The organism is Nocardioides sp. WG-D5 (assembly GCF_054031175.1).
The window spans coordinates 2,743,125-2,761,530 of the sequence record NZ_CM132928.1 but is presented as its reverse complement, the minus strand read 5'-3'; the positions used below and the strand labels follow the sequence as shown (position 1 = coordinate 2,761,530).

Sequence of the window (18,406 nt, the reverse complement as noted above, 5' to 3'; positions counted from 1 at the left end):
AACGTGCCCGAAGCAGTCATCGTCTCTGCCGCCCGCTCGCCGATCGGTCGTGCCTTCAAGGGATCGCTGAAGGACCTGCGTCCTGACGAGCTGGCCGAGCAGATCGTACGCAGCGCCCTCTCCTCCGTTCCGGAGCTGGACCCGGCGCAGATCGACGACCTGATGATGGGCTGCGCCCAGCCCGCGGGGGAACAGGGCTACAACATCGGCCGGGTCGTCGGCGTACGTCTGGGCCTGGACGCCGTGCCCGGCACCACCGTCCACCGCTACTGCGCCTCGTCGCTGCAGACGACCCGGATGGCGTTCCATGCGATCCGCGCCGGCGAGGGGGACGCGTTCGTCTCCGCCGGGGTCGAGTGCGTGTCGCGCTACGAGCGCGGCAAGGCCGACGGGATGCCGGACACGAAAGCCGAGGAGTTCCTCAAGGCGGGCGAGCGCGGTGCCGCGCGGGTGGCCGCGGGGACCGGCTGGACCGATCCTCGCGAGTCCGGCGAGCTGCCCGACTACCACCTGGCGATGGGCGAGACCGCCGAGAACGTCGCCGAGCTGTGCGGCGTCACCCGGGAGGCGCAGGACGCGTGGGGCGTACGTTCCCAGAACCGCGCCGAGGCCGCTGCCGCCCGCGGGTTCTGGGAGCGCGACATCACCCCGGTGACGCTGCCGTCCGGCGAGGTCGTCTCCACCGACGACGGGCCCCGGGCCGGGGTGACCCTCGAGAAGGTCGCCGGGCTGGCGCCGGTGTTCCGGGAGAACGGCACCGTCACCGCCGGCAACTGCTGCCCGCTGAACGACGGTGCGGCCGCGCTGGTGATCATGAGCGACACCCGCGCCGCCGAGCTCGGCATCACACCGCTGGCCCGGATCGTCTCGACCGGGGTCTCCGGGCTCTCGCCCGAGATCATGGGACTCGGGCCGGTCGACGCGTCCCGCCAGGCGCTCGCCCGCGCCGGGCTCTCGGCGTCCGACATCGACCTCGTGGAGATGAACGAGGCCTTCGCCGCCCAGGTGCTGCCCAGCATCGCCCAGATCGGGCTCGACCCCGAGCGGGTCAACGTCAACGGCGGCGCGATCGCCCTCGGCCACCCCTTCGGCTCCACCGGCGCCCGCCTCACCACCACGCTGCTCCACGGTCTGCAGGAGACCGGCGGCCGCTACGGCCTGGAGACGATGTGCGCCGCGGGTGGCCAGGGCATGGCGCTGGTCATCGAGCGGCTGTCCTGATCCCGCCGAATCGGTAGAAGCGGCGCGCCGAGACTGTAGTTGTGGGCGACCAAACTGCAGTTTCGTCGCCCACAACTACAGTCTCGGCGGGTCAGACGCTCCGCCGGCCGAGGTGGATGACCGCGACCGTGATCCGGCGCTCCTCGACCACGTAGACGATCCGGTAGCGGCCGACGCGGAGGCGGTAGCGGTCCTTGCCCCAGGCGTACGCGCCGACATCGCGCGGGGTCTCGGCCAGGGTGTCGACGGTGTCGAAGACCTGGATCAGGCCGATCGGGTCGTCGTCGACGTACGCCTCGGCCGACTGCAACGCTTCGTCGGCCCAGACGACCTGATAGGTCACTCGCCGAGCGGGCGGTCGAGACCGAGGGCGCGGCGGGCCTCGGCGTGCGGGGTGTAGCGGACCTCGCCGAGCTCGCGGCGCAGCGAGTAGCGCGCGATGGCGAGATCGTCCTCGAGGTCTTCGATGCGCCGGTCGTGGTCGTTGAGGTAGGCCCGGATGGCCTCGCGGGCGATCTCCTGCTTGGACCGGTTCTCCGTCCGGGCGCGGTCGGTCAGCAGCCGGTCGTCGGCCTCGCTGAGTCGCAGAGTCATAGCCATGGACCCAGCGTAACCCGAAGTGGTATCACGCGGTATCGTACGTGCGTCGGAACGTCGAGTTTCAGCCTGGGGGATATCCGAACATGTCGCTGACCGCGCTCTATCTGCTCGTCGCACTGGGAGCGGGGCTGGTCGCGATGTTCCTCCGGCTCCCGCCGCTGGTCGGCTTCCTGGCGGCCGGGTTCGGGCTGCACGCCGCCGGTGTCGGCGAGCTGGAGGGCCTGCACACGCTGGCCGACCTGGGCGTCACGCTGCTGCTGTTCGGCATCGGCCTCAAGCTCGACGTGAGGTCGCTGCTCCGGCCCGACGTGTGGCTGAGCACCTTCGCCCACCTCGGTTTCAGCGTGATCATCGGCGTCGGGCTGCTGGCCGGCATCGCGCCGCTCGGCTTCGCGCTCCTCGCCGACGCCGACCTGGGCGAGATGGCGCTGATCGCGTTCGTCCTCTCCTTCTCGAGCACCGTGTTCGCGATCAAGGTCCTGGACGAGCGCCACGACAACAACACCCTCTACGGCCGGATCGCCATCGGTGTGCTGGTCATGCAGGACATCGTCGCGGTCGCGTTCCTGACGATCTCCAAGGGTCACTGGCCCTCGCCGTGGGTCTTCGCGCTGGTGCTGCTCCTCCCCGGCGCCTGGCTCGCCCACCGCATCTGGGACCGGATCACCTCCGCCGAGCTGACCGCTCTGTTCGGCCTGGCGATCGCGCTCGTGCCGGGTTACTGGCTCTTCGAGACCGTGGGGCTCAAGGGCGACCTCGGGGCACTGGTCGTCGGCGTACTCCTCGGGTCGCACGCCAAGGCGCCGGCCCTGGCCAAGCTGCTGTTCAGCACCAAGGAGCTCTTCCTCATCGCGTTCTTCCTGAGCATCGGGCTGACCGGGGTGCCCTCGCTGGAGGACCTGGCGCTGGCCTCCGTGCTGCAGATCCTGCTGCCGCTGCAGGCCGCGGCGTACGTCGTGATCTTCACCGTCATGGGGCTGCGCTACCGCACCGCGACGTTGGCCTCGTTCACGCTGACCAACTACTCCGAGTTCGGGCTGATCGTGATCGTCATCGCCTCGGCGACCGGGCTGGCCTCGGCGCAGTGGCAGACCGTGCTCGCGGTCGCGACCTCGCTCTCGTTCCTGGTGGCCGCCGTCTTCAACGCGTACGCCGCGAAGCTCATCAACCTGCTCAACCGCCTGCTGCCGGAGCGGAGGCCCGAGCGGCTCCAGGAGGCCGACCGGCCGATCAACCTCGGCGACGCCAAGGCGCTGGTTGTCGGCATGGGCCGGGTGGGACGTACGACCTACGAGGAGCTGCGCGACACCCAGGGCTACCACGTGCTGGCGGTCGAGCACGACTCGCTGCGGGCGGCCTCGCTCAAGGAGGAGGGCTTCGACGTCGTCGAGGCCGACGCCACCGACCAGGACTTCTGGGAGCGGGTCAAGAAGGGCGCCGGCATGGAGCTGGTCGTCCTCACGATGCCCTTCCACGGCGACAACCTGCTCGCCATGGACCTGCTCCGCAAGCTCGGGTTCAAGGGCACGGTCGCCGCCATCGCGCTGCGCCCCGAGGAGCGCGACGAGCTCAAGAAGCGCGGCGCCCACGCCGTCCTGAACCTGTACGCCTCGGCCGGCTCCGACCTCGCCGAGAAGGCGCTCCGGGTCAACCAGGAACGCCAGCTCTCCGCGTGAGCTGTGAAGCCGAGAGTGACCCAGGGGCCACTCTCGGCTTCACAGCTCGGGTCAGCCCAGCAGGTTGTAGCCCGACAGCGCACCCAGGTAGGTGCGGGTCACGCCGGTGCCGGCGCTGTTGCGCTCCAGCGCGTAGATGTAGCTGCCCGACCGCACGATCAGGTCGCCGCCCGAGCCGGCCCGCAGATCGCGCACGCCGAGCACCGCGTCATAGCCGGACAGGTTGATCGACAGGGTCTGCGTGGAGACCAGGCCGCCGGGCCCGTTGCTCTCGTGCACGACCGTGCTGGTGCCGTTGACGAAGAGCACGTCGGGGGTGTTGCTGCTGTTCCAGCGCCCGACGCCGACCAGGCGGGTGCCGGCTGCCGAGGTGCGCATCACGATCGAGGCGCCGACCTGGGTCGAGCCCTTGCCCGGCCACAGCTTGATCGTGCCACCGGAGACGCGGCCCATCAGGTCCGGATAGCCGTCGCCGGTGACGTCGCCGACCGCGTCGATGACGCTGACCGTGCCGAGCCCGGTCGCGATCGTGACGGGGCTGGCGAACTTGCCGGTGCCGTAGCCGCGGTAGAGGCGTACGGAACCGTCGGACATCTTGGCCAGGAAGTCGCCCTTGCCGTCCCGGTTCCAGTCGCCGGCGTTCATCAGAGCGGTGGCGCTCGTCAGGGTGATGCCGCTGTCGACCGGCGCGGCCAGGCTGACCCGACCGCTGTTCGGCTTGACGTAGAGCGTCGAGCCGGACTTCAGCACCAGGTCAGGCAGGCTGTTGCCGACGAGGTTGACCGCGCCGACGAGGGTGCGGTTGACGTCCGCGTACGGCCCCAGCGGCTTGCCGAAGCCCGAGCCGGAGGCCGGGTAGATCCACCCGCGGTTGGACGAGTCCCGGCCGATCAGGTCGCCGCGGCCGTCGCCGGTGAAATCGCCGTAGCCGCTGATCTGGACCAGCGAGGACCACGACGGGCTCTGGGTCGAGAGCTTGACCGGCGAGCCGAACGTGCCGGAGCCGGAACCCTTGAAGTAGTAGAGCGCACCGGACTTGCGGCCGATCAGGTCGCGCTTGCCGTCCTTGTTGACGTCACCGGTGGCGGCGAGCTTGTCGAAGCCGCTCAGCGAGCGCGTGCTGCCTGCCCGGGTGAATCCGCCGGAGCCGTTGCCGGTGTAGCGGACCAGGTAGCCCTTCGCGTTCTTGCCGACCAGGTCGTTGGCCGAGGTGCCGCCGATGTTGCCGGTCGCGGTGATCTTGGAGACCCCGGAGAAGGTGCTCCTGCCGAGGTTCTTGAAGACCGCCGCGAAGGTGCCGTCGCCGCGGCCCTTGCGGATGCCGGCCGAGCCGTCGTCGCGGACCTGGATCAGGTCGGCCTTGCCGTCGCCGGTGATGTCCGGGGTGACCACGGCCTCGCGCACGGTGCTGCCGACCGTCGTGGACGTCCTGGTCGAGTTGAACCCGGCGAACCCGCCCGTACGCAGCGTGAAGATCCGGCCGTCGGACGCCCGTCGTGCCACTAAGTCGGAGTGGCTCGTGCCGGCGATGTGGGACTCCAGGTCGCGGCCGCTCCAGCTCTTCTGCAGGCCGGCCGCAAGCGTACGGATGGCGGGGAGCTTGGCCTGGAGGTTCGCGCCCGGGCACACGGTCGTGCCCGCGTCGCGGTGGCCGTTGATCGCGTGCGGGAAGACCGTCTTGGTGCCGTCGGTCTTGGTCAGCGTCACGTTGGTGGCGTTGGCGGTGACGCCGTGGAGCGAGAGCTTCCAGGCGTAGAGAGAGCCGTACGCCTGGATCATCGCCTCCGTGGGCTGGTTTTGCGTCGCGCCCGTGTCGTCAGGGCAGCCGGCCGCGACCGTGTCGAAGCAGCCGAGTGCGGACGCACCGAAGCTGTCGTAGTTGTAGCCGCTGGTGTGGGCGCCCTCGACCGGCAGCGCGACGCCGCCGTGGCGGCCCTCCCAGATGCGGCCGAACTTGTCGACGAAGAAGTTGTAGCCGACGTCGCGGTAGCCGCGGGTCTTCACGTGGAACTCGTAGATGCCCTCGATGATGCTGGGGACGTCGGTCTCGGTGTAGTCGTTGGTGCCCGCGGTGTGGTGGACGAAACCGCCGTGGATCTGGCGGTAGCTCGGGGCCGTCTGCTCGCGGATCGTCTCGTCGGCGCCCCACTGCGCACGGCTGTAGATCGTCGGGCTCGAGGTGTAGGTGGACGCGACCAGGTTGAGGTCGGAGTCCTTGCTGCCGGCGTGGACGCTGGTCGCCCGGGGCTTGTCCTTGTCGGTCTCGATCTCGGGGAGCTCCTCGACCGTCTCCTCGGGCTTGCCCGGCGCGATCACCGCGAGCTCGAGGTCGCCGGGGATCTCGGCGGCGTCGGGGACGATGATCCGGGTCTGCACCTGGTCGACGTGCCCGGCCAGGAACTCGTCGGTGCCCGGGCGGACCCCCTTGGCCTCCGCGGTGCCGGCGTCCGGACCGTGGTCCTCGACGTCGACCACCAGCGGGCTCCACGAGGACCACACGCCGTCCTTCAGGGTGCGGATCTCGGGGCGTACGCCGTCGGCGATCTCGCCGGACCAGGTCACGCCGACGACGCCGAAGCCGGTGACGTCCTGCGGGTCGCTCTTGATGACGTCGGTGCGGGGCTTGTCGACCTTTGTCGCGTGCTCGGTCGCCTTGCCGGTCGAGGTGGTCAGTGCGACCTCCTCGACGTGGGACTCGACCGGGCCGGCGGGAAGGGTGGACGGCTCCCGGTTCGCGGCGTCGAACGCGGCCAGCGGGCCGGACGTGGTCGGCTCGGCGGTGGCGGAGTTCAGCGTCAGCGGGATCGCGACTGCGGCCACGCCGAGAACGAGGGTGGTGCCGGAGATGGACGCGATCTTGGCGCGTCGGGGCATCGAAGGCCTCCGTGGGGGAAAGTAAATACGGGCTGAGGAAACCTATACCCACGCCCCGAAGGGTGTCCTGCCTATATCGAGGTGTGGCGCAGATCCGTCTTCAGCACCTTGCCGCTGGCGTTGCGCGGAAGGCTGTCGACCAGCACGTACGCCCGCGGCTGCTTGTAGTTGGCCAGGCGGTCCTTGAGCCAGGTCGCGATGGTGTCGGGGTCCAGGTCGTCGCGTACGACGACGAAGGCCTTGCCCACCTGACCCAGGCGCGCGTCGGGGACGCCGATAACCGCGGCCTCGACGATGCCGGGATGGCCGGCGAGGGTGTTCTCGACCTCGGCCGGATAGACGTTGAAGCCGCCGACGGTGAACATGTCCTTGATCCGGTCGGTGATCTTCAGGCAGCCGTGCTCGTCGAGGTAGCCGACGTCGCCGGTGTGGAGCCAGCCGTCCTCGTCGATCGCCTCGGCGGTGGCCTCCGGGTTCTCGAAGTAGCCGAGCATGACGTTGTCGCCGCGGATCCAGACCTCGCCGTCCTCGCCGGGCTCGGCGTCGTCGCCGGTCGCGGTGACCGTGCGGATCTCGAGGCCCTCGACGGCCGGGCCGACGACCTTGGCGACGTGCTCGGGGTCCTCGCCGGGGCGGGTGGTGGTCGCGACCATGCACTCGGTGAGCCCGTACGCACCCTTCACCTCGTCGATCCCGAGGATGTCGCGCATGTCGGCGAAGAGGCTCTCCGGGACGCTCGCGGCGCCGGCGATCGCGAAGCGCAGCGAGGAGAGGTCGTACGCCTTCAGGTCGGGGTGGTTGATGAGCGTCGTGAAGATCGTGGGGGCGCCGGGGAGGACGGTGATCCGCTCGTCCTGGATCAGCTTCAGCGCCTGGGCGGGGTCGTAGGTCGCGATCGGGTAGACCGTGCTGCCCGCGGTGAATGCGGCGATGAAGCCGGCCTTGTAGCCGAAGCCGTGGAAGAACGGGTTGACGATGGCGTAGCGATCGTCGGGGGAGAGCGCGGCGCCGCGGGCCCAGACGTCGGCGACGCCGATCGTCTGGCGCTGGGCGCTCATCACGCCCTTCGGCTTGCCGGTGGTGCCGGACGTGAACAGCAGGTCGGCGAGGGTGTCGGCGGTGACGGTCGCTTTGGCGTCCGAGAGACGCTTTTCGGTCGTGTCGTCGCCTCTCGCCAGGAACTCGTCCCAGCCGCTCGCCAGGTCGACGACGGTGAGCAGGTGCTCCGGGAGCGGGCCGGCGTCGTGGAGCATCTGGACGTAGTCGGTGCCGAGGAAGCCGTTGACGGTGATCAGTGCGGTCGCGCGGGACCGCTCGAGGATCTCGCGCGCCTCATGGCCCCGGTAGCGCGTGTTCAGCGGCACCACGGCCGCCCCGATCGTCTGGGCGCCGAGGACCGCGACCGGGAACTCCCAGCGGTTGGGCGCCCAGATCGCGACCCGGTCGCCGCTGCGTACGCCGCTGGCGAGGAAGGCGCGCGCCGCCTTCTCCGCCGCGTCGGCGAGCTCGGTGTAGGTGAGCGTCGTGGGGCCGTCGACGATCGCCGGGTGGTCGGCGTACGTCTGCTTGGCCTTCTCGAGCAGGGCGGGGATCGTGCGCGGGGTCACCCGGGCAAGCGTAGTTGAGCAACTGCTTGTTTGGTAGACTTCGTCCATGACTGACACGGGGGTTGCGCCGAGAAGGCGGGGGACGGCGTCGGGGTCGTCGCGGCGGGCCGAGCTGCTCACGCTGGCGGCCGAGATGTTCGCGACCAAGGGGTTCTCCCAGACGACCGTACGCGACATCGCGGACGCCGCAGGGATCCTCTCGGGCTCGCTCTACCATCACTTCCGCTCCAAGGAGGCGATGCTGACCGAGGTGCTGTCGGGCTTCCTCGACGGGCTCAACGCCCGGTTCACCGAGATCGTCGAGTCCGGTATCGACCCCCAGGCCGACCTGGACGGGCTGATCGCGGAGTCCTTCCGGACGATCCACAACGAACGGCTCGCCGTCGCGCTCTACCAGAACGAGGCATCCTTCCTCGCGACCGTCGAAGGCTTCGAGTTCGTCGCCGAGCGCTCGCGTGACAACGAGGCGCTGTGGATCCGGGTCATCGAGGCCGGCCAGGCCTCGGGCGTCTTCCAGGCCTCGCTCGATCCCGCGCTGACCTACCGGTTCATCCGCGACGGCGTCTGGTCTACGGTCTCCTGGTATCGCCCGGGCGGCCGCCACACCCCCGAGACGCTCTCGGAGCAGTATCTGAAGCTGCTCCACGCGGGCATCCTCGCCTGACCCCCACCGCTGGTCGAGCCGCGAGGCCGCTTCCACCGCTGGTCGAGCCGCGAGGCCGCCTGCGGCCGAGCGTGTCGAGACCAACACGGTCCCCTCTGCGCTCGATGGCACCGTGTTGGTCTCGACACGCCTCCGCCTAGCGGCTCCGGCGGCTCGACCGGCGGGGTGGGGCGAGGGGTTAGTGGACTTCCTTGAAGCGGAGGCCCTTGGGGTCTTCCGCCTCGATGATCTTCAGCTCGTCCGCTGTGGGCTCGCGGGTGAGGGGTGCGTCGGTGGTGTCGATCGGGAAGCCGGTGGCCTCCTGGAGCTCCTCGGGGGTGACGCCGGGGTGGATCGAGACGACCTTGACGAGCCCGGAGTCGTCGTAGCCGAAGACGGCGAGATTGGTGACGATGACACCGAGGTCGTGGAAGCGGCCCGCGGTGCCGGTGGCGCGGTCGTTGCCGACGCCGCTGGCGACGTCGACGCGGTCGACGAAGATCCGGGCGGAGTGCTTGGCGACCCAGTAGTCGACACGGTGGTTGACGGTGTTGCCCGGAGCGCCGCGTACGCCGATCAGCTGACGCTTGGGCTGCCGCCAGTCGCCGATGGAGGAGATGTTCTGGTTGCCGTAGCGGTCGATCTGGCTGGCGCCCATCATCGAGTGCCGACGGCCGCTGGCGACGATGTCGAAGATGCTGCGGAACGGCACCCAGGCCTCGGGGGTGCCGCCGGCCGCCGCGGTCTTCAGCAGCGGGGGAGCCTCGGCCATCATGAACGCCTCGCCGTCGCTGAGCGCGAGCTCGGGGGTGTGGGTGGCCTTGGCGAGACGTACGCCGATGGCCGGGACGATCCCGACGGCGTGGGCGAGCACCTCGCCGGAGCCCTTGAAGGCGTCGGAGACGGCGGCGACGCAGATGTCGGCCCGAGTGATGGTCTGGGTGGTCACAGGTAGCGCTCCTCGAACTCGGTCCAGTCGCTGTCGGACTCGGACTTGGCTGCGGCGACGTACGCCTTCTGGAACTCCTCGTCCCGGCCGTAGTCGGGGTCGCAGCTGGTGAAGTGGGCGCCGCCGGGCGCCTCGACGACGTGGTTGACGAAGATCCGGGGGACCAGGAGCGTCTGCGGCGGGGCTTTGGCGGTCAGGTCGTCGGTGGAGACGATCTGCTCGACCGACAGGATCGTGGTGTCGGCGGCCATCGCGAAGAGGTCGTCGAAGTAGGGGTCGGGGCCGAGGTACTGCCCGTTGCCGGCCGCGTCGGCGCGGTTGAGGTGGATGAGGGAGACGTCGAGGCGGAGGCCGGGGACGGCGACGTACTCCTCGTCGTCATAGGGCGACCGCACCGTCTTGAGGTCCGGGTTCATCGCCAACACGTCGCTGCCGAGGCCGGCGCGGATGGGCTGGAAGCTGAGCCGATTGGCGCCTGCTCGCAGACCGGCGACGAACATGCCCTCGTCGTACTCGCTCGTCTCCGGGATCTCGCCGCGCTCGCGGGCGCGGGTGAAGTTGGGGTCGAGCGGGATCGAGTCGAGGCTGACGAAGCCGTAGACCAGCTTGCGGATCTTCCCGGCGCGGGCGAGCAGGCCGACGTCGGGGCCGCCGAACGCGACCACGGTCAGGTCGGTGATGTCGCTGCGGAGAATCTCCTTGACCAGGGCCATCGGCTTGCGGCGCGAGCCCCAGCCGCCGATGCCGATGGTCATCCCGGACTCGAGCTTGCCGGCGACCTCGGTGAGGGGCAATGTCTTGTCGAGCGGAGTCTTGTTCACGTGTCTCCTCGGAAGAGCTGGGCGGTGGCGTGGGCGCGCTTGAAGTAGAGGTGGGCGTCGTGCTCCCAGGTGATCGCCACCCCGCCGTGCAGCTGGATCATCTCGGCCGCGACCTGCGAGAACGCGTCGGAGCACCAGGTCTTGGCGGCGTGGATGAGACGTCGATCGGGTGCGGGCTGCGTCAGCTCCCAGGCCGCTGCCCAGCTCATCGTCCTGGCCGTCTCGACCTGGACGAGCAGGTCGGCGCACCGGTGCTTGAGCGCCTGGAACGAGCCGAGCGGACGACCGAACTGGTGACGCTCCTTGAGATAGGCGACCGTACGCTCCAGCGCCTCGCGAGCGGCGCCGGCCTGGAGCGCGGTCATCATGGTGGCGCCGACGGTGGTGGCGTACGCCGGGTCGACCGTGCCGATGGGGTCGCCGGGAGCGTCGACGGTGACCGTCGCGAACCTCCAGGTCGGGTCCATCGCGGGGGTCTCGGTGACCGTGACCGCCGAGGGATCCACCGCGTGGACCTGGTCGCCGCGCAGCACGAGGAGGATCTCCGCGCCGACGGCATCGACGACGAGGTCGGAGCCGGGGACCACCGCGGCGGCCGTGGTCCCGGCGGCGATCCGCTCCAGCAGCTCACCGGCGGCCGCGGTCCCGACGGCGGCCAGGACCTGGGTCGCCAGCAGCGTGCCGACGAACGGCGACGGCGTGAGCGTGGCGCCGAGCTCCTCGAGGACGAGATGCGCCTCGATGTAGGTGCAGCCGACCCCGCCGTACGCCTCCGGGACGGCCAACGCGGTGACCCCGATCTGCTCGGTCAGCGTCTGCCACAGGGTGGTGTCGTAGCCCTCGGGCGAGGCGATCGCTGCCCGCCGGTCCATCGACGCGGCGCGCTTGGCGATCAGCGTGTGCACAGTCGCGACCAGGTCGGTCTGCTCCTCGGTCAGCGCGAACCTCATCGCGCCTCCACCAGCGACTCGAGGATCCGGGCGCGATGCTCGGCAGGGGTGCCCCAGGCACCCACCAGCGCGCGCACCTTCAAGATCCACAGGCTCAGGTCGAACTCGCGGGTGTAGCCGATCGCACCGTGGACCTGGAGCGCGGTGCGTGAGGCGAGGTAGGCGGCGTCGCCGGTCGCGACCTTCGCGGCCGAGACCGCTCGGGCCGCCGTCGGCGCTTCGGCGTCGAGCTCGACGGCCGCGTTGTGCACCAGCGGGGCCGCGAAGTCCAGGGCGACGCGTACGTCGGCGAGCAGGTGCTTGACCGCCTGGAACTCGCCGATCCGGCGCCCGAACTGCGTGCGCTGCTTCACATAGGCGACCGAGTCGTCGAGGAGTCTCAGTCCCGCGCCGAGGAGCTGGGCGGAGCAGGCGAGCGTGCCGAAATCGAGTGCCGGCGCCGGGTCGATCGTGGCGATCTCCTCGCCGGCGGTGACCTCGAAGAGCCGCCGGGTCGGGTCGACCGACGTCCGCTCGGCACCGGGTTCCGCTCGGCGCAGAGTCGCGCCGAGCGCGTAGGTCCGCTCGGCGACATCGGCGTCGAGCGCCCGTGTCCCCGGGGCGACCGCGACCAGCGCTTCGCCCGGGGCCAGCCGTGCGAGGAGCTCCGCGTCGGGAGTACCGGGCAGGAGTCGCGGAGCGAGGGCGACGGACTCGATCCAGGGGCCGGGAACGCCGTGGTAGCCGAGCCGTTCGAAGGCGACGGTCAGGTCTACGGCGGATGCGCTCAGGCCGCCGTCCTCCTCCGGCACCAGCAGCCCGGTGACACCGAGCTCGGCAAGCCGCTGCCACAGTTTCAGCCCCGCCGAGTGGTCACGGGCCGCCCAGGCGCGCGACGCCGCCGAGACGTCGGCGGCACCGAGCAGGTCGTCGAGTGCTTCGGAGAAGGCGTGCTGCTCCGGCGTACGTCCGAACCTCATCGGCCACCCCTCGGCAGGCCGAGCACGCGCTCGGCGACGATGTTGCGCTGGATCTGGTTGGTGCCGGCGTAGATCGGGCCGGACAGGGAGAAGAGGTAGTCGTCGGCCCACGGACCGGCGAGCTCGGCGTCGGCGCCGAGCAGCGAGAGGGCGGTCTCGTGCAGCGAGAGGTCGAGCTCGGACCACCACAGCTTGTTGATCGAGCCCTCGGCGCCGACCGAGCCCCCGGCCTCGACGTGGGTGACGGTGCCCCAGGTGTAGAGGCGGTAGGCCTCGGCGCCGATCCACGCGTCGACCACCTCGGACCCCAGATGGTCGAGCTTGTCGGGACCACGATCGCGATAGAGCGCGACCAGCCGCTCCGCTGCCGCACAGAACCGCCCGGGCGAACGCAGCGACAGACCCCGCTCGTTGCCCGCGGTCGACATCGCGACCTTCCAGCCGTCCCCGACCCCGCCGAGGACGTCGTCGTCGGCCACGAAGACGTCGTCGAAGAAGATCTCCGCGAACCCGGGCGTCCCGTCGAGCTGGTCGATCGGCCGGACCGTGACGCCGTCGGCGTCGAGCGGAAACAGGAAGTACGTCAGGCCCCGGTGCCGCTCCGCGGACGGATCGCTCCGGAAGAGTCCGAAGCCACGGTCGGCGAAGGGCGCCCGGCTGCTCCAGGTCTTCTGGCCGTTGAGCCTCCAGCCACCCTCGACCTGGGTCGCGGTCGCCCGGAGCGAGGCCAGGTCGGAACCGGCCTCCGGCTCGGACCACGCCTGCGCCCAGACCAGGGTGCCGTCGGTCATGTCGCGCAGATAGCGCTCCTTCTGCGCCTCGGTTCCGTGGCCGAAGATGATGGGCGCGAGCAGCGAGATGCCGTTCTGGCTGATCCGCGTCGGGGCGCCGGCGAGGTAGTACTCCTCCTCGAAGATGACCCACTCGGTGAGCGACGCGTCGCGACCGCCGTAGGCCTCGGGCCAGGCCACCACCGACCACCGACCGGAGGCCAGGGTGCGCTCCCACTCCCGGTGCGCCGCGGCGCCCTCGGCGGTGTCCATCGACGGCAGCCGGCCGGGGTTGTGGGCGGCGAGCCACTCGCGCGCCTCGAGCCGGAAGGCCTCCTCAGCCTCGGTGAACTCCAGGGTCATGACTTCATCGACCTCGCGTCCATCCCCGCGAGCGAGTCCTTGCCGACCTCGGCGTTGTGTGCGTGCGCGGCGTGGTGGAGGCCGAAGACCGAGTCCATCCCGGCGCGCATGCCCATCAGGTCCTCGGCCTGGTTGACCGCCTTCTTGGCCAGGGCCAGGCCCAGGCGCGGCATCTCGGCGATCCGCCCCGCGAGCGCCAGTGTCTCGGTCTCGAGGTCGTCACGGGGTACGACGTGGTTGACCATCCCCCAGGTCTCCGCCTGTGAAGCGGAGAAGCGGCCGCCGGTGAAGAGCATCTCCTTGGCGGCGCGGGGGTTGGTGACCCACGGGTGGGCGAAGTACTCGACGCCGGGGATGCCCATCTTGACCACCGGGTCGGAGAAGAAGGCGTCGTCGGAGGCGACGATGAAATCGCAGGACCAGGCCAGCATCAGGCCGCCGGCGATGCAGGCGCCCTGCACCATCGCGATGGTCGGCTTCGGCAGCTCACGCCAGCGGCGGCACATGCCGAGGTAGACCTCGGACTCGCGCGCGAAGCGGGCGTCGACGCCCTCCTTGCCGACGTGGTCCCACCACATCACGGCCTTGCGCTCGAAGCTCTCGTCGATGTCGCGGCCCGGGGTGCCGATGTCGTGGCCGGCGCAGAAGTGCTTGCCGTTGCCTCCGAGGACGATCACCTTGATCTCGTCGTCGTTGGTCGCCCGCGTGAACGCCGCGTCGAGCGCGTAGGTCACCTTCGAGTTCTGGGCGTTGCGGTATTCGGGCCGGTTCAGCCGCACCACCGCTACGGGCCCGTGGCTCTCGTACGTCACGACGTCCTCAGTCATGCCGCAGACGCTACCAAACAAGTGCTTGGTTTGGTAGGTTGTCCGGCATGGACCTGACCTACTCCGCCGAGGACGAGGCGTTCCGTGCCGAGGTGCGCGAGTGGCTCGCCGACCACCTGGCCGGCGAGTGGGCCGCGCTGCGCGGTACTGGCGGCAACGGGCGCGACCACGAGTCGTACGAGGGCCGGCTGGCGTGGAACCGCTACCTGGCTTCACATGGGTGGACGTGCCTGGGCTGGCCCGAGGAGCACGGCGGCCGCGGCCTGCCGCTGTTCCAGCAGGTGATCTTCCACGAGGAGTACGCCCGCGCGGATGCCCCGGTCCGGATCAACCACCTCGGCGAGGAGCTGCTCGGGCCGACCCTGATCGCGCACGGCACCGTGGCCCAGCAGGAGCGGTTCCTGCCCAAGATCGTCGCGGTGGAGGAGCTGTGGTGCCAGGGCTACTCCGAGCCCGGCGCCGGCTCCGACCTGGCCGGTGTGCGGACCCGCGCGCGGCTGGACGGCGACCGGTGGGTCGTCGACGGCCAGAAGGTCTGGACGTCGAACGCCCACCTGTCCGACTGGTGCTTCGTCGTGTGCCGTACGACGCCCGGCTCCGAGCGCCACCACGGGCTGTCCTACCTGCTCGTGCCGATGGCGCAGGACGGGGTCGACGTACGACCGATCCAGCAGCTCACCGGCACCTCCGAGTTCAACGAGGTCTTCTTCGACGGCGCGGTCACCGCCGCGGACCTGGTGGTCGGCGAGCCCGGCGACGGCTGGAAGGTCGCGATGGCGACCCTCGGGTTCGAGCGCGGCGTCTCCACGATCGGCCAGCAGGTCGGCTTCGCGCGCGAGCTGGAGACGGTCGAGGAGGCCGCGCGTGCCAACGGCACCATCGACGACCCCGGCATCGCCGCGCGACTCGCCCAGGCCCACGTCGGGCTGGAGGTGCTCCGGCTGCACGCGCTGCGAACGCTCTCGGCGTACGACTCCGGCTCCTCAGGCCCCGAGGCGAGCGTCTCCAAGCTGCTCTGGGCCCGGTGGCACCGCGACCTCGGCGAGCTGGCGATGGACGCCGTCGGTCTCGCCGGGCTGACCACCGGAGACGACTACGCGCTCGACCGGCTGCAGTCGCTCTACCTCTTCTCCCGCGCCGACACGATCTACGGCGGCTCGGACGAGATCCAACGGAACATCATCGCCGAACGCGTCCTCGGCCTGCCACGAGAGGCCCGTGCATGAAGCCGGAACAGCCCACCCCCGCGTACGTCGCCGGCCACTCGCTCCTCGAGGGGCGGGTCGTCGTCGTGACCGCGGCCGCCGGTGCCGGGATCGGGGCGGCGGTGGTGCGGAAGGTGCTCGAGGAGGGTGCGAAGGCGGTCGTCATGTCCGACACCCACGAGCGGCGGCTCAAGGAGTCGCGCGACGCGTTTGCCGAGGAGTTCGGCGAGGACCGGATCACGGCCGTGACCTGCGACGTCACCCAGGAGGACCAGGTCCAGGCGCTGCTCGACGCCGCCGCACATTTCGGTGGCGTCGACGTGATGATCAACAACGCAGGCCTCGGCGGGACCGCCTCCGTGCTGGAGATGACCGACGAGCAATGGGCGAAGGTTCTCGACATCACCCTGACCGGGACGTTCCGGTGCATCCGGGCGGTCGGACAGCGGTTCGTCGCCGCCGGGAAGCGCGGCGTGATCGTCAACAACGCCTCCGTGATCGGCTGGCGGGCGCAGGAGGGGCAGGCGCACTACGCCGCGGCCAAGGCCGGGGTGATGGCGCTGACCCGCTCCGCCGCCGCCGACCTGGCGCCGCACGGGATCCGGGTCAACGCGGTCTCGCCGTCACTGGCGATGCACCCCTTCCTGGAGAAGGTCACCTCGCCCGAGCTGCTCGTCGAGCTCAAGGGTCGCGAAGCCTTCGGCCGCGCCGCCGAGCCGTGGGAGGTCGCCAACGTCATGGTCTTCCTGGCCAGCGACTACTCGTCCTACATGACCGGCGAGGTCGTCTCGGTGAGCAGCCAACATGCCTAGCCCGCGCCGGTCGAGCCGCGAGCGAAGCGAGCGTGTCGAGACCAACACAGTCCTATCGAGCGCCGACGCGACCGTGTTGGTCTCGACGCGCCTCCGCCTAGCGGCTCCGGCGGCTCGACCAGCGGTTATGAAGAGGAGATCTGATGCCTGAGGCATTCATCATCGACGCGGTTCGTACGCCTGTGGGGAAGCGAGGCGGGGCGCTGGCAGGGATTCATCCGGCCGATCTCGGCGCCCACTCGCTGGCCGCGCTCGTGGACCGCACCGGGATCGACGCGGGGGCCGTCGACGACGTGATCATGGGCTGCTGCGACACCATCGGCGGGCAGGCCGGCGACGTCGCGCGGACGGCGTGGCTGGTGGCCGGGCTGCCCGATCACGTACCCGGCGTGACCATCGACCGGCAGTGCGGCTCCTCGCAGCAGGCGGTGCACTTCGCGGCTCAAGGGGTGATGTCGGGTACGCAGGATCTGGTCGTCGCCGGTGGGCTGCAGAACATGTCCGCGATCCCGATCTCGGCGGCGATGCTGGTGGGAGCGCAATATGGCTACACCACGCCGTTCGCCGAGTCGCCGGGCTGGGTGAAGCGCTACGGCGACCAGGAGGTCTCCCAGTTCCGCTCCGCCGAGATGATCGCGGAGAAGTGGGACATCTCCCGTGAGGACATGGAGGCCTATGCGCTGGCCTCGCACCAGCGCGCCAAGACCGCGATCGCGGAGGGCCGGTTCGACCGGGAGATCGTGCCGGTCGGTGACTTCGCTGTCGACCAGTGCCCGCGCGACACGTCCCTCGAGAAGATGGCCGCGCTGGAGCCGCTCGCTCCCGGCGGACGGATCACCGCGGCCGTCGCCTCGCAGATCTGCGACGCGTCCTCGGCGCTGCTGGTGGCCTCGGCGGCGGCCGTACGCACCTTCGGCCTCACCCCGCGAGCCCGGATCCACCACCTCTCGGTCCGCGGCGACGACCCCGTCTGGATGCTCACCGGCCCGATCGAGGCGACTCGTCATGCCCTGGCCCAGACGGGTCTGACTGTCGACGACATCGACCTGTTCGAGTGCAACGAGGCCTTCGCCTCCGTCGTCCTGGCGTGGATGAAGGAGCTCGACGTCCCGCATTCGAAGGTGAATGTGAACGGCGGTGGCATCGCCCTCGGCCACCCCATCGGCGCCACCGGCACCCGCCTGATGACCACCCTCCTCAACGAGCTCGAGCGCACCGGCGGTCGTTACGGCCTGCAGGTCATGTGCGAGGGCGGCGGTCAGGCGAACGTCACCATCATCGAGCGGCTCTGAAGGTTGGCCTGACCGACCGGGTCAGGCCGGCTGCAACCTGAGCGTCCGCCGCTCGGCGGCGGGGGAGCCGGGGGTGGGGAACCAGCGGTGGATGACCGCGGCCTGCCCGGCGGTCCACAGGCCGCTGACGACCCAGTAGACGAGCAGGGCGAGCGGGACGGTGCTGCCGGCGAGGAGCATGCCGCCGGCGGAGATGACGGGCATGAGCTCCTGGATCCGGAGCATCGACTCGGGCATGTCGGTGCGGACCATGTTGGGCAGCACCCACAGGCGCTGGCTGAGGTAGCTGACCGCGGCGGCGGTGGCGGCGAGGCCGAGGGTGATCACCAGGTGGGTGGTGTCGCCGGAGAGGTAGCCGTGGCCGGTCAGTGGCGTGCCGAGGAAGGTGGCGGCGCCCAGCGAGTCGACCAGCGAGTCGTTCATCGCGCCGACCGGGTTGCTCCGGCTGACGTCGGAGAGCAGGTGGTAGAGCGCCAGGAAGATGGGCAGCTGGGCGAAGGCGGCGAGCATGGCGAAGCGGGGTACGCCGTGCTCCTCGTTGATCTTCCGGCGCTCCTCCATCATCGCCATCATGTCGGCCTGGCTGGCGCTGCCCTTCGCCGTCTTCTTCTGATACTTCTTCGTCAGTGCTTGGAGCTGCGGCCGGGCCCGGGCGGAGGCGTGGGCGTGGCGTACGCCGCGGATCGCGAGCGGCAGGAGGACGAGCCTGACCAGCACCACGACGGCGGCGATGGCCAGCAGCCAGCTGGCGTTGGAACCGGCGAAGGACAGGGCGTGATGGGCGCCGGCGAGGACGGCGGCGAGGGCGTGCGACAACGGGGCGAGAACGGACATGGG

The 18,406-nt window shown here is 70.4% G+C and carries 17 protein-coding genes; 6 read left to right on the top strand and 11 right to left on the bottom strand.

All coding sequences use genetic code 11. The annotated features are described in order from the left end of the window. Positions 1-3 precede the first annotated feature (3 nt). The gene (locus ACWZJV_RS13390) at positions 4-1,221 is read left to right on the top strand and encodes an acetyl-CoA C-acetyltransferase (protein WP_457181794.1); all 1,218 of its coding nucleotides are present in this window, start codon (positions 4-6) and stop codon (positions 1,219-1,221) included. Between the two features lie 91 nt (positions 1,222-1,312). Here the strand turns inward: ACWZJV_RS13390 and ACWZJV_RS13385 are convergent, their stop codons facing one another. Both ACWZJV_RS13385 and ACWZJV_RS13380 read right to left on the bottom strand, forming a co-directional pair. Beyond that, positions 1,313-1,564: a type II toxin-antitoxin system RelE family toxin gene (locus ACWZJV_RS13385; protein WP_008355188.1), complete on the bottom strand. Its 252-nt coding sequence runs from the start codon at positions 1,562-1,564 to the stop codon at positions 1,313-1,315. Next, complete coding sequence (locus ACWZJV_RS13380) at positions 1,561-1,821, bottom strand: ribbon-helix-helix protein, CopG family (RefSeq protein WP_040754613.1); 261 nt, start codon at positions 1,819-1,821, stop codon at positions 1,561-1,563. Before ACWZJV_RS13380 ends, ACWZJV_RS13385 begins: the two co-directional genes overlap by 4 nt. Before the next feature lie 83 nt (positions 1,822-1,904). Between ACWZJV_RS13380 and ACWZJV_RS13375 the strand changes: the two genes are divergently transcribed. After that, complete coding sequence (locus tag ACWZJV_RS13375) at positions 1,905-3,497, top strand: cation:proton antiporter family protein (protein ID WP_040754612.1); 1,593 nt, start codon at positions 1,905-1,907, stop codon at positions 3,495-3,497. 51 nt (positions 3,498-3,548) lie between these two features. On the opposite strand, the gene ACWZJV_RS13370 is transcribed toward ACWZJV_RS13375, so the two are convergent. Together ACWZJV_RS13370 and ACWZJV_RS13365 are read right to left on the bottom strand one after the other, a co-directional pair. After that, positions 3,549-6,371, bottom strand: a complete 2,823-nt coding sequence (locus tag ACWZJV_RS13370; protein ID WP_457181793.1) for an FG-GAP-like repeat-containing protein — start codon at positions 6,369-6,371, stop codon at positions 3,549-3,551. Positions 6,372-6,442: 71 nt separating this feature from the next. Beyond that, the gene (locus tag ACWZJV_RS13365) at positions 6,443-7,978 is read right to left on the bottom strand and encodes an AMP-binding protein (RefSeq protein WP_457181792.1); all 1,536 of its coding nucleotides are present in this window, start codon (positions 7,976-7,978) and stop codon (positions 6,443-6,445) included. Between the two features lie 46 nt (positions 7,979-8,024). Here ACWZJV_RS13365 and ACWZJV_RS13360 point away from each other — a divergent pair, with 46 nt between their 5' ends. Further along, positions 8,025-8,642 carry a TetR/AcrR family transcriptional regulator gene (locus tag ACWZJV_RS13360; protein WP_457181791.1) on the top strand — a complete coding sequence of 206 codons (618 nt, stop codon included), beginning with the start codon at positions 8,025-8,027 and terminating at the stop codon, positions 8,640-8,642. Between the two features lie 178 nt (positions 8,643-8,820). On the opposite strand, the gene ACWZJV_RS13355 is transcribed toward ACWZJV_RS13360, so the two are convergent. The 6 genes from ACWZJV_RS13355 to ACWZJV_RS13330 are packed head-to-tail and all read right to left on the bottom strand — an operon-like array spanning position 8,821 to position 14,260. Continuing rightward, positions 8,821-9,570 carry a CoA-transferase subunit beta gene (locus ACWZJV_RS13355; protein ID WP_457181790.1) on the bottom strand — a complete coding sequence of 250 codons (750 nt, stop codon included), beginning with the start codon at positions 9,568-9,570 and terminating at the stop codon, positions 8,821-8,823. Next, positions 9,567-10,391 (bottom strand): CoA transferase subunit A, encoded by an 825-nt coding sequence (locus tag ACWZJV_RS13350; RefSeq protein ID WP_457181789.1) that lies wholly within the window; start codon positions 10,389-10,391, stop codon positions 9,567-9,569. The genes ACWZJV_RS13355 and ACWZJV_RS13350 overlap by 4 nt, the downstream gene beginning before the upstream one ends. Continuing rightward, on the bottom strand, positions 10,388-11,341 hold the full coding sequence (locus ACWZJV_RS13345; protein WP_457181788.1) for an acyl-CoA dehydrogenase family protein: 954 nt from the start codon (positions 11,339-11,341) through the stop codon (positions 10,388-10,390). The genes ACWZJV_RS13350 and ACWZJV_RS13345 overlap by 4 nt, the downstream gene beginning before the upstream one ends. Continuing rightward, complete coding sequence (locus ACWZJV_RS13340) at positions 11,338-12,300, bottom strand: acyl-CoA dehydrogenase family protein (protein WP_008355170.1); 963 nt, start codon at positions 12,298-12,300, stop codon at positions 11,338-11,340. The genes ACWZJV_RS13345 and ACWZJV_RS13340 overlap by 4 nt, the downstream gene beginning before the upstream one ends. Then, complete coding sequence (locus ACWZJV_RS13335) at positions 12,297-13,433, bottom strand: acyl-CoA dehydrogenase family protein (RefSeq protein ID WP_008355168.1); 1,137 nt, start codon at positions 13,431-13,433, stop codon at positions 12,297-12,299. The genes ACWZJV_RS13340 and ACWZJV_RS13335 overlap by 4 nt, the downstream gene beginning before the upstream one ends. After that, positions 13,430-14,260 carry an enoyl-CoA hydratase gene (locus ACWZJV_RS13330; RefSeq protein WP_040754611.1) on the bottom strand — a complete coding sequence of 277 codons (831 nt, stop codon included), beginning with the start codon at positions 14,258-14,260 and terminating at the stop codon, positions 13,430-13,432. Before ACWZJV_RS13330 ends, ACWZJV_RS13335 begins: the two co-directional genes overlap by 4 nt. 47 nt (positions 14,261-14,307) lie before the next feature. On the opposite strand from ACWZJV_RS13330, the gene ACWZJV_RS13325 reads away from it, so the two are divergent. The 3 genes from ACWZJV_RS13325 (at position 14,308) to ACWZJV_RS13315 (ending at position 17,569) form a co-directional block, all read left to right on the top strand. After that, entirely contained in the window at positions 14,308-15,486 is a 1,179-nt protein-coding gene (locus ACWZJV_RS13325) for an acyl-CoA dehydrogenase family protein (RefSeq protein ID WP_008355165.1), read from the top strand. Next, positions 15,483-16,277 carry an SDR family oxidoreductase gene (locus tag ACWZJV_RS13320; RefSeq protein ID WP_008355163.1) on the top strand — a complete coding sequence of 265 codons (795 nt, stop codon included), beginning with the start codon at positions 15,483-15,485 and terminating at the stop codon, positions 16,275-16,277. The genes ACWZJV_RS13325 and ACWZJV_RS13320 overlap by 4 nt, the downstream gene beginning before the upstream one ends. A gap of 143 nt (positions 16,278-16,420) precedes the next feature. Further along, positions 16,421-17,569 carry an acetyl-CoA C-acetyltransferase gene (locus tag ACWZJV_RS13315; RefSeq protein WP_457181787.1) on the top strand — a complete coding sequence of 383 codons (1,149 nt, stop codon included), beginning with the start codon at positions 16,421-16,423 and terminating at the stop codon, positions 17,567-17,569. Between the two features lie 21 nt (positions 17,570-17,590). Here ACWZJV_RS13315 and yidC read toward each other — a convergent pair whose 3' ends face one another. Continuing rightward, positions 17,591-18,403, bottom strand: a complete 813-nt coding sequence (gene yidC, locus ACWZJV_RS13310; RefSeq protein WP_457181786.1) for a membrane protein insertase YidC — start codon at positions 18,401-18,403, stop codon at positions 17,591-17,593. Between the last annotated feature and the right edge of the window lie 3 nt (positions 18,404-18,406).

Coding starts and splice junctions, on each gene's coding strand:
- ACWZJV_RS13360 (WP_457181791.1), top strand. CDS start 8,025: ATGACTGACACGGGGGTTGCGCCGAGAAGGCGGGGGACGGCGTCGGGG.
- ACWZJV_RS13345 (WP_457181788.1), bottom strand. CDS start 11,341: ATGAGGTTCGCGCTGACCGAGGAGCAGACCGACCTGGTCGCGACTGTG.
- ACWZJV_RS13325 (WP_008355165.1), top strand. CDS start 14,308: ATGGACCTGACCTACTCCGCCGAGGACGAGGCGTTCCGTGCCGAGGTG.
- ACWZJV_RS13330 (WP_040754611.1), bottom strand. CDS start 14,260: ATGACTGAGGACGTCGTGACGTACGAGAGCCACGGGCCCGTAGCGGTG.
- ACWZJV_RS13315 (WP_457181787.1), top strand. CDS start 16,421: ATGCCTGAGGCATTCATCATCGACGCGGTTCGTACGCCTGTGGGGAAG.
- ACWZJV_RS13320 (WP_008355163.1), top strand. CDS start 15,483: ATGAAGCCGGAACAGCCCACCCCCGCGTACGTCGCCGGCCACTCGCTC.
- ACWZJV_RS13375 (WP_040754612.1), top strand. CDS start 1,905: ATGTCGCTGACCGCGCTCTATCTGCTCGTCGCACTGGGAGCGGGGCTG.
- ACWZJV_RS13335 (WP_008355168.1), bottom strand. CDS start 13,433: ATGACCCTGGAGTTCACCGAGGCTGAGGAGGCCTTCCGGCTCGAGGCG.
- ACWZJV_RS13370 (WP_457181793.1), bottom strand. CDS start 6,371: ATGCCCCGACGCGCCAAGATCGCGTCCATCTCCGGCACCACCCTCGTT.
- ACWZJV_RS13340 (WP_008355170.1), bottom strand. CDS start 12,300: ATGAGGTTCGGACGTACGCCGGAGCAGCACGCCTTCTCCGAAGCACTC.
- ACWZJV_RS13380 (WP_040754613.1), bottom strand. CDS start 1,821: ATGGCTATGACTCTGCGACTCAGCGAGGCCGACGACCGGCTGCTGACC.
- yidC (WP_457181786.1), bottom strand. CDS start 18,403: ATGTCCGTTCTCGCCCCGTTGTCGCACGCCCTCGCCGCCGTCCTCGCC.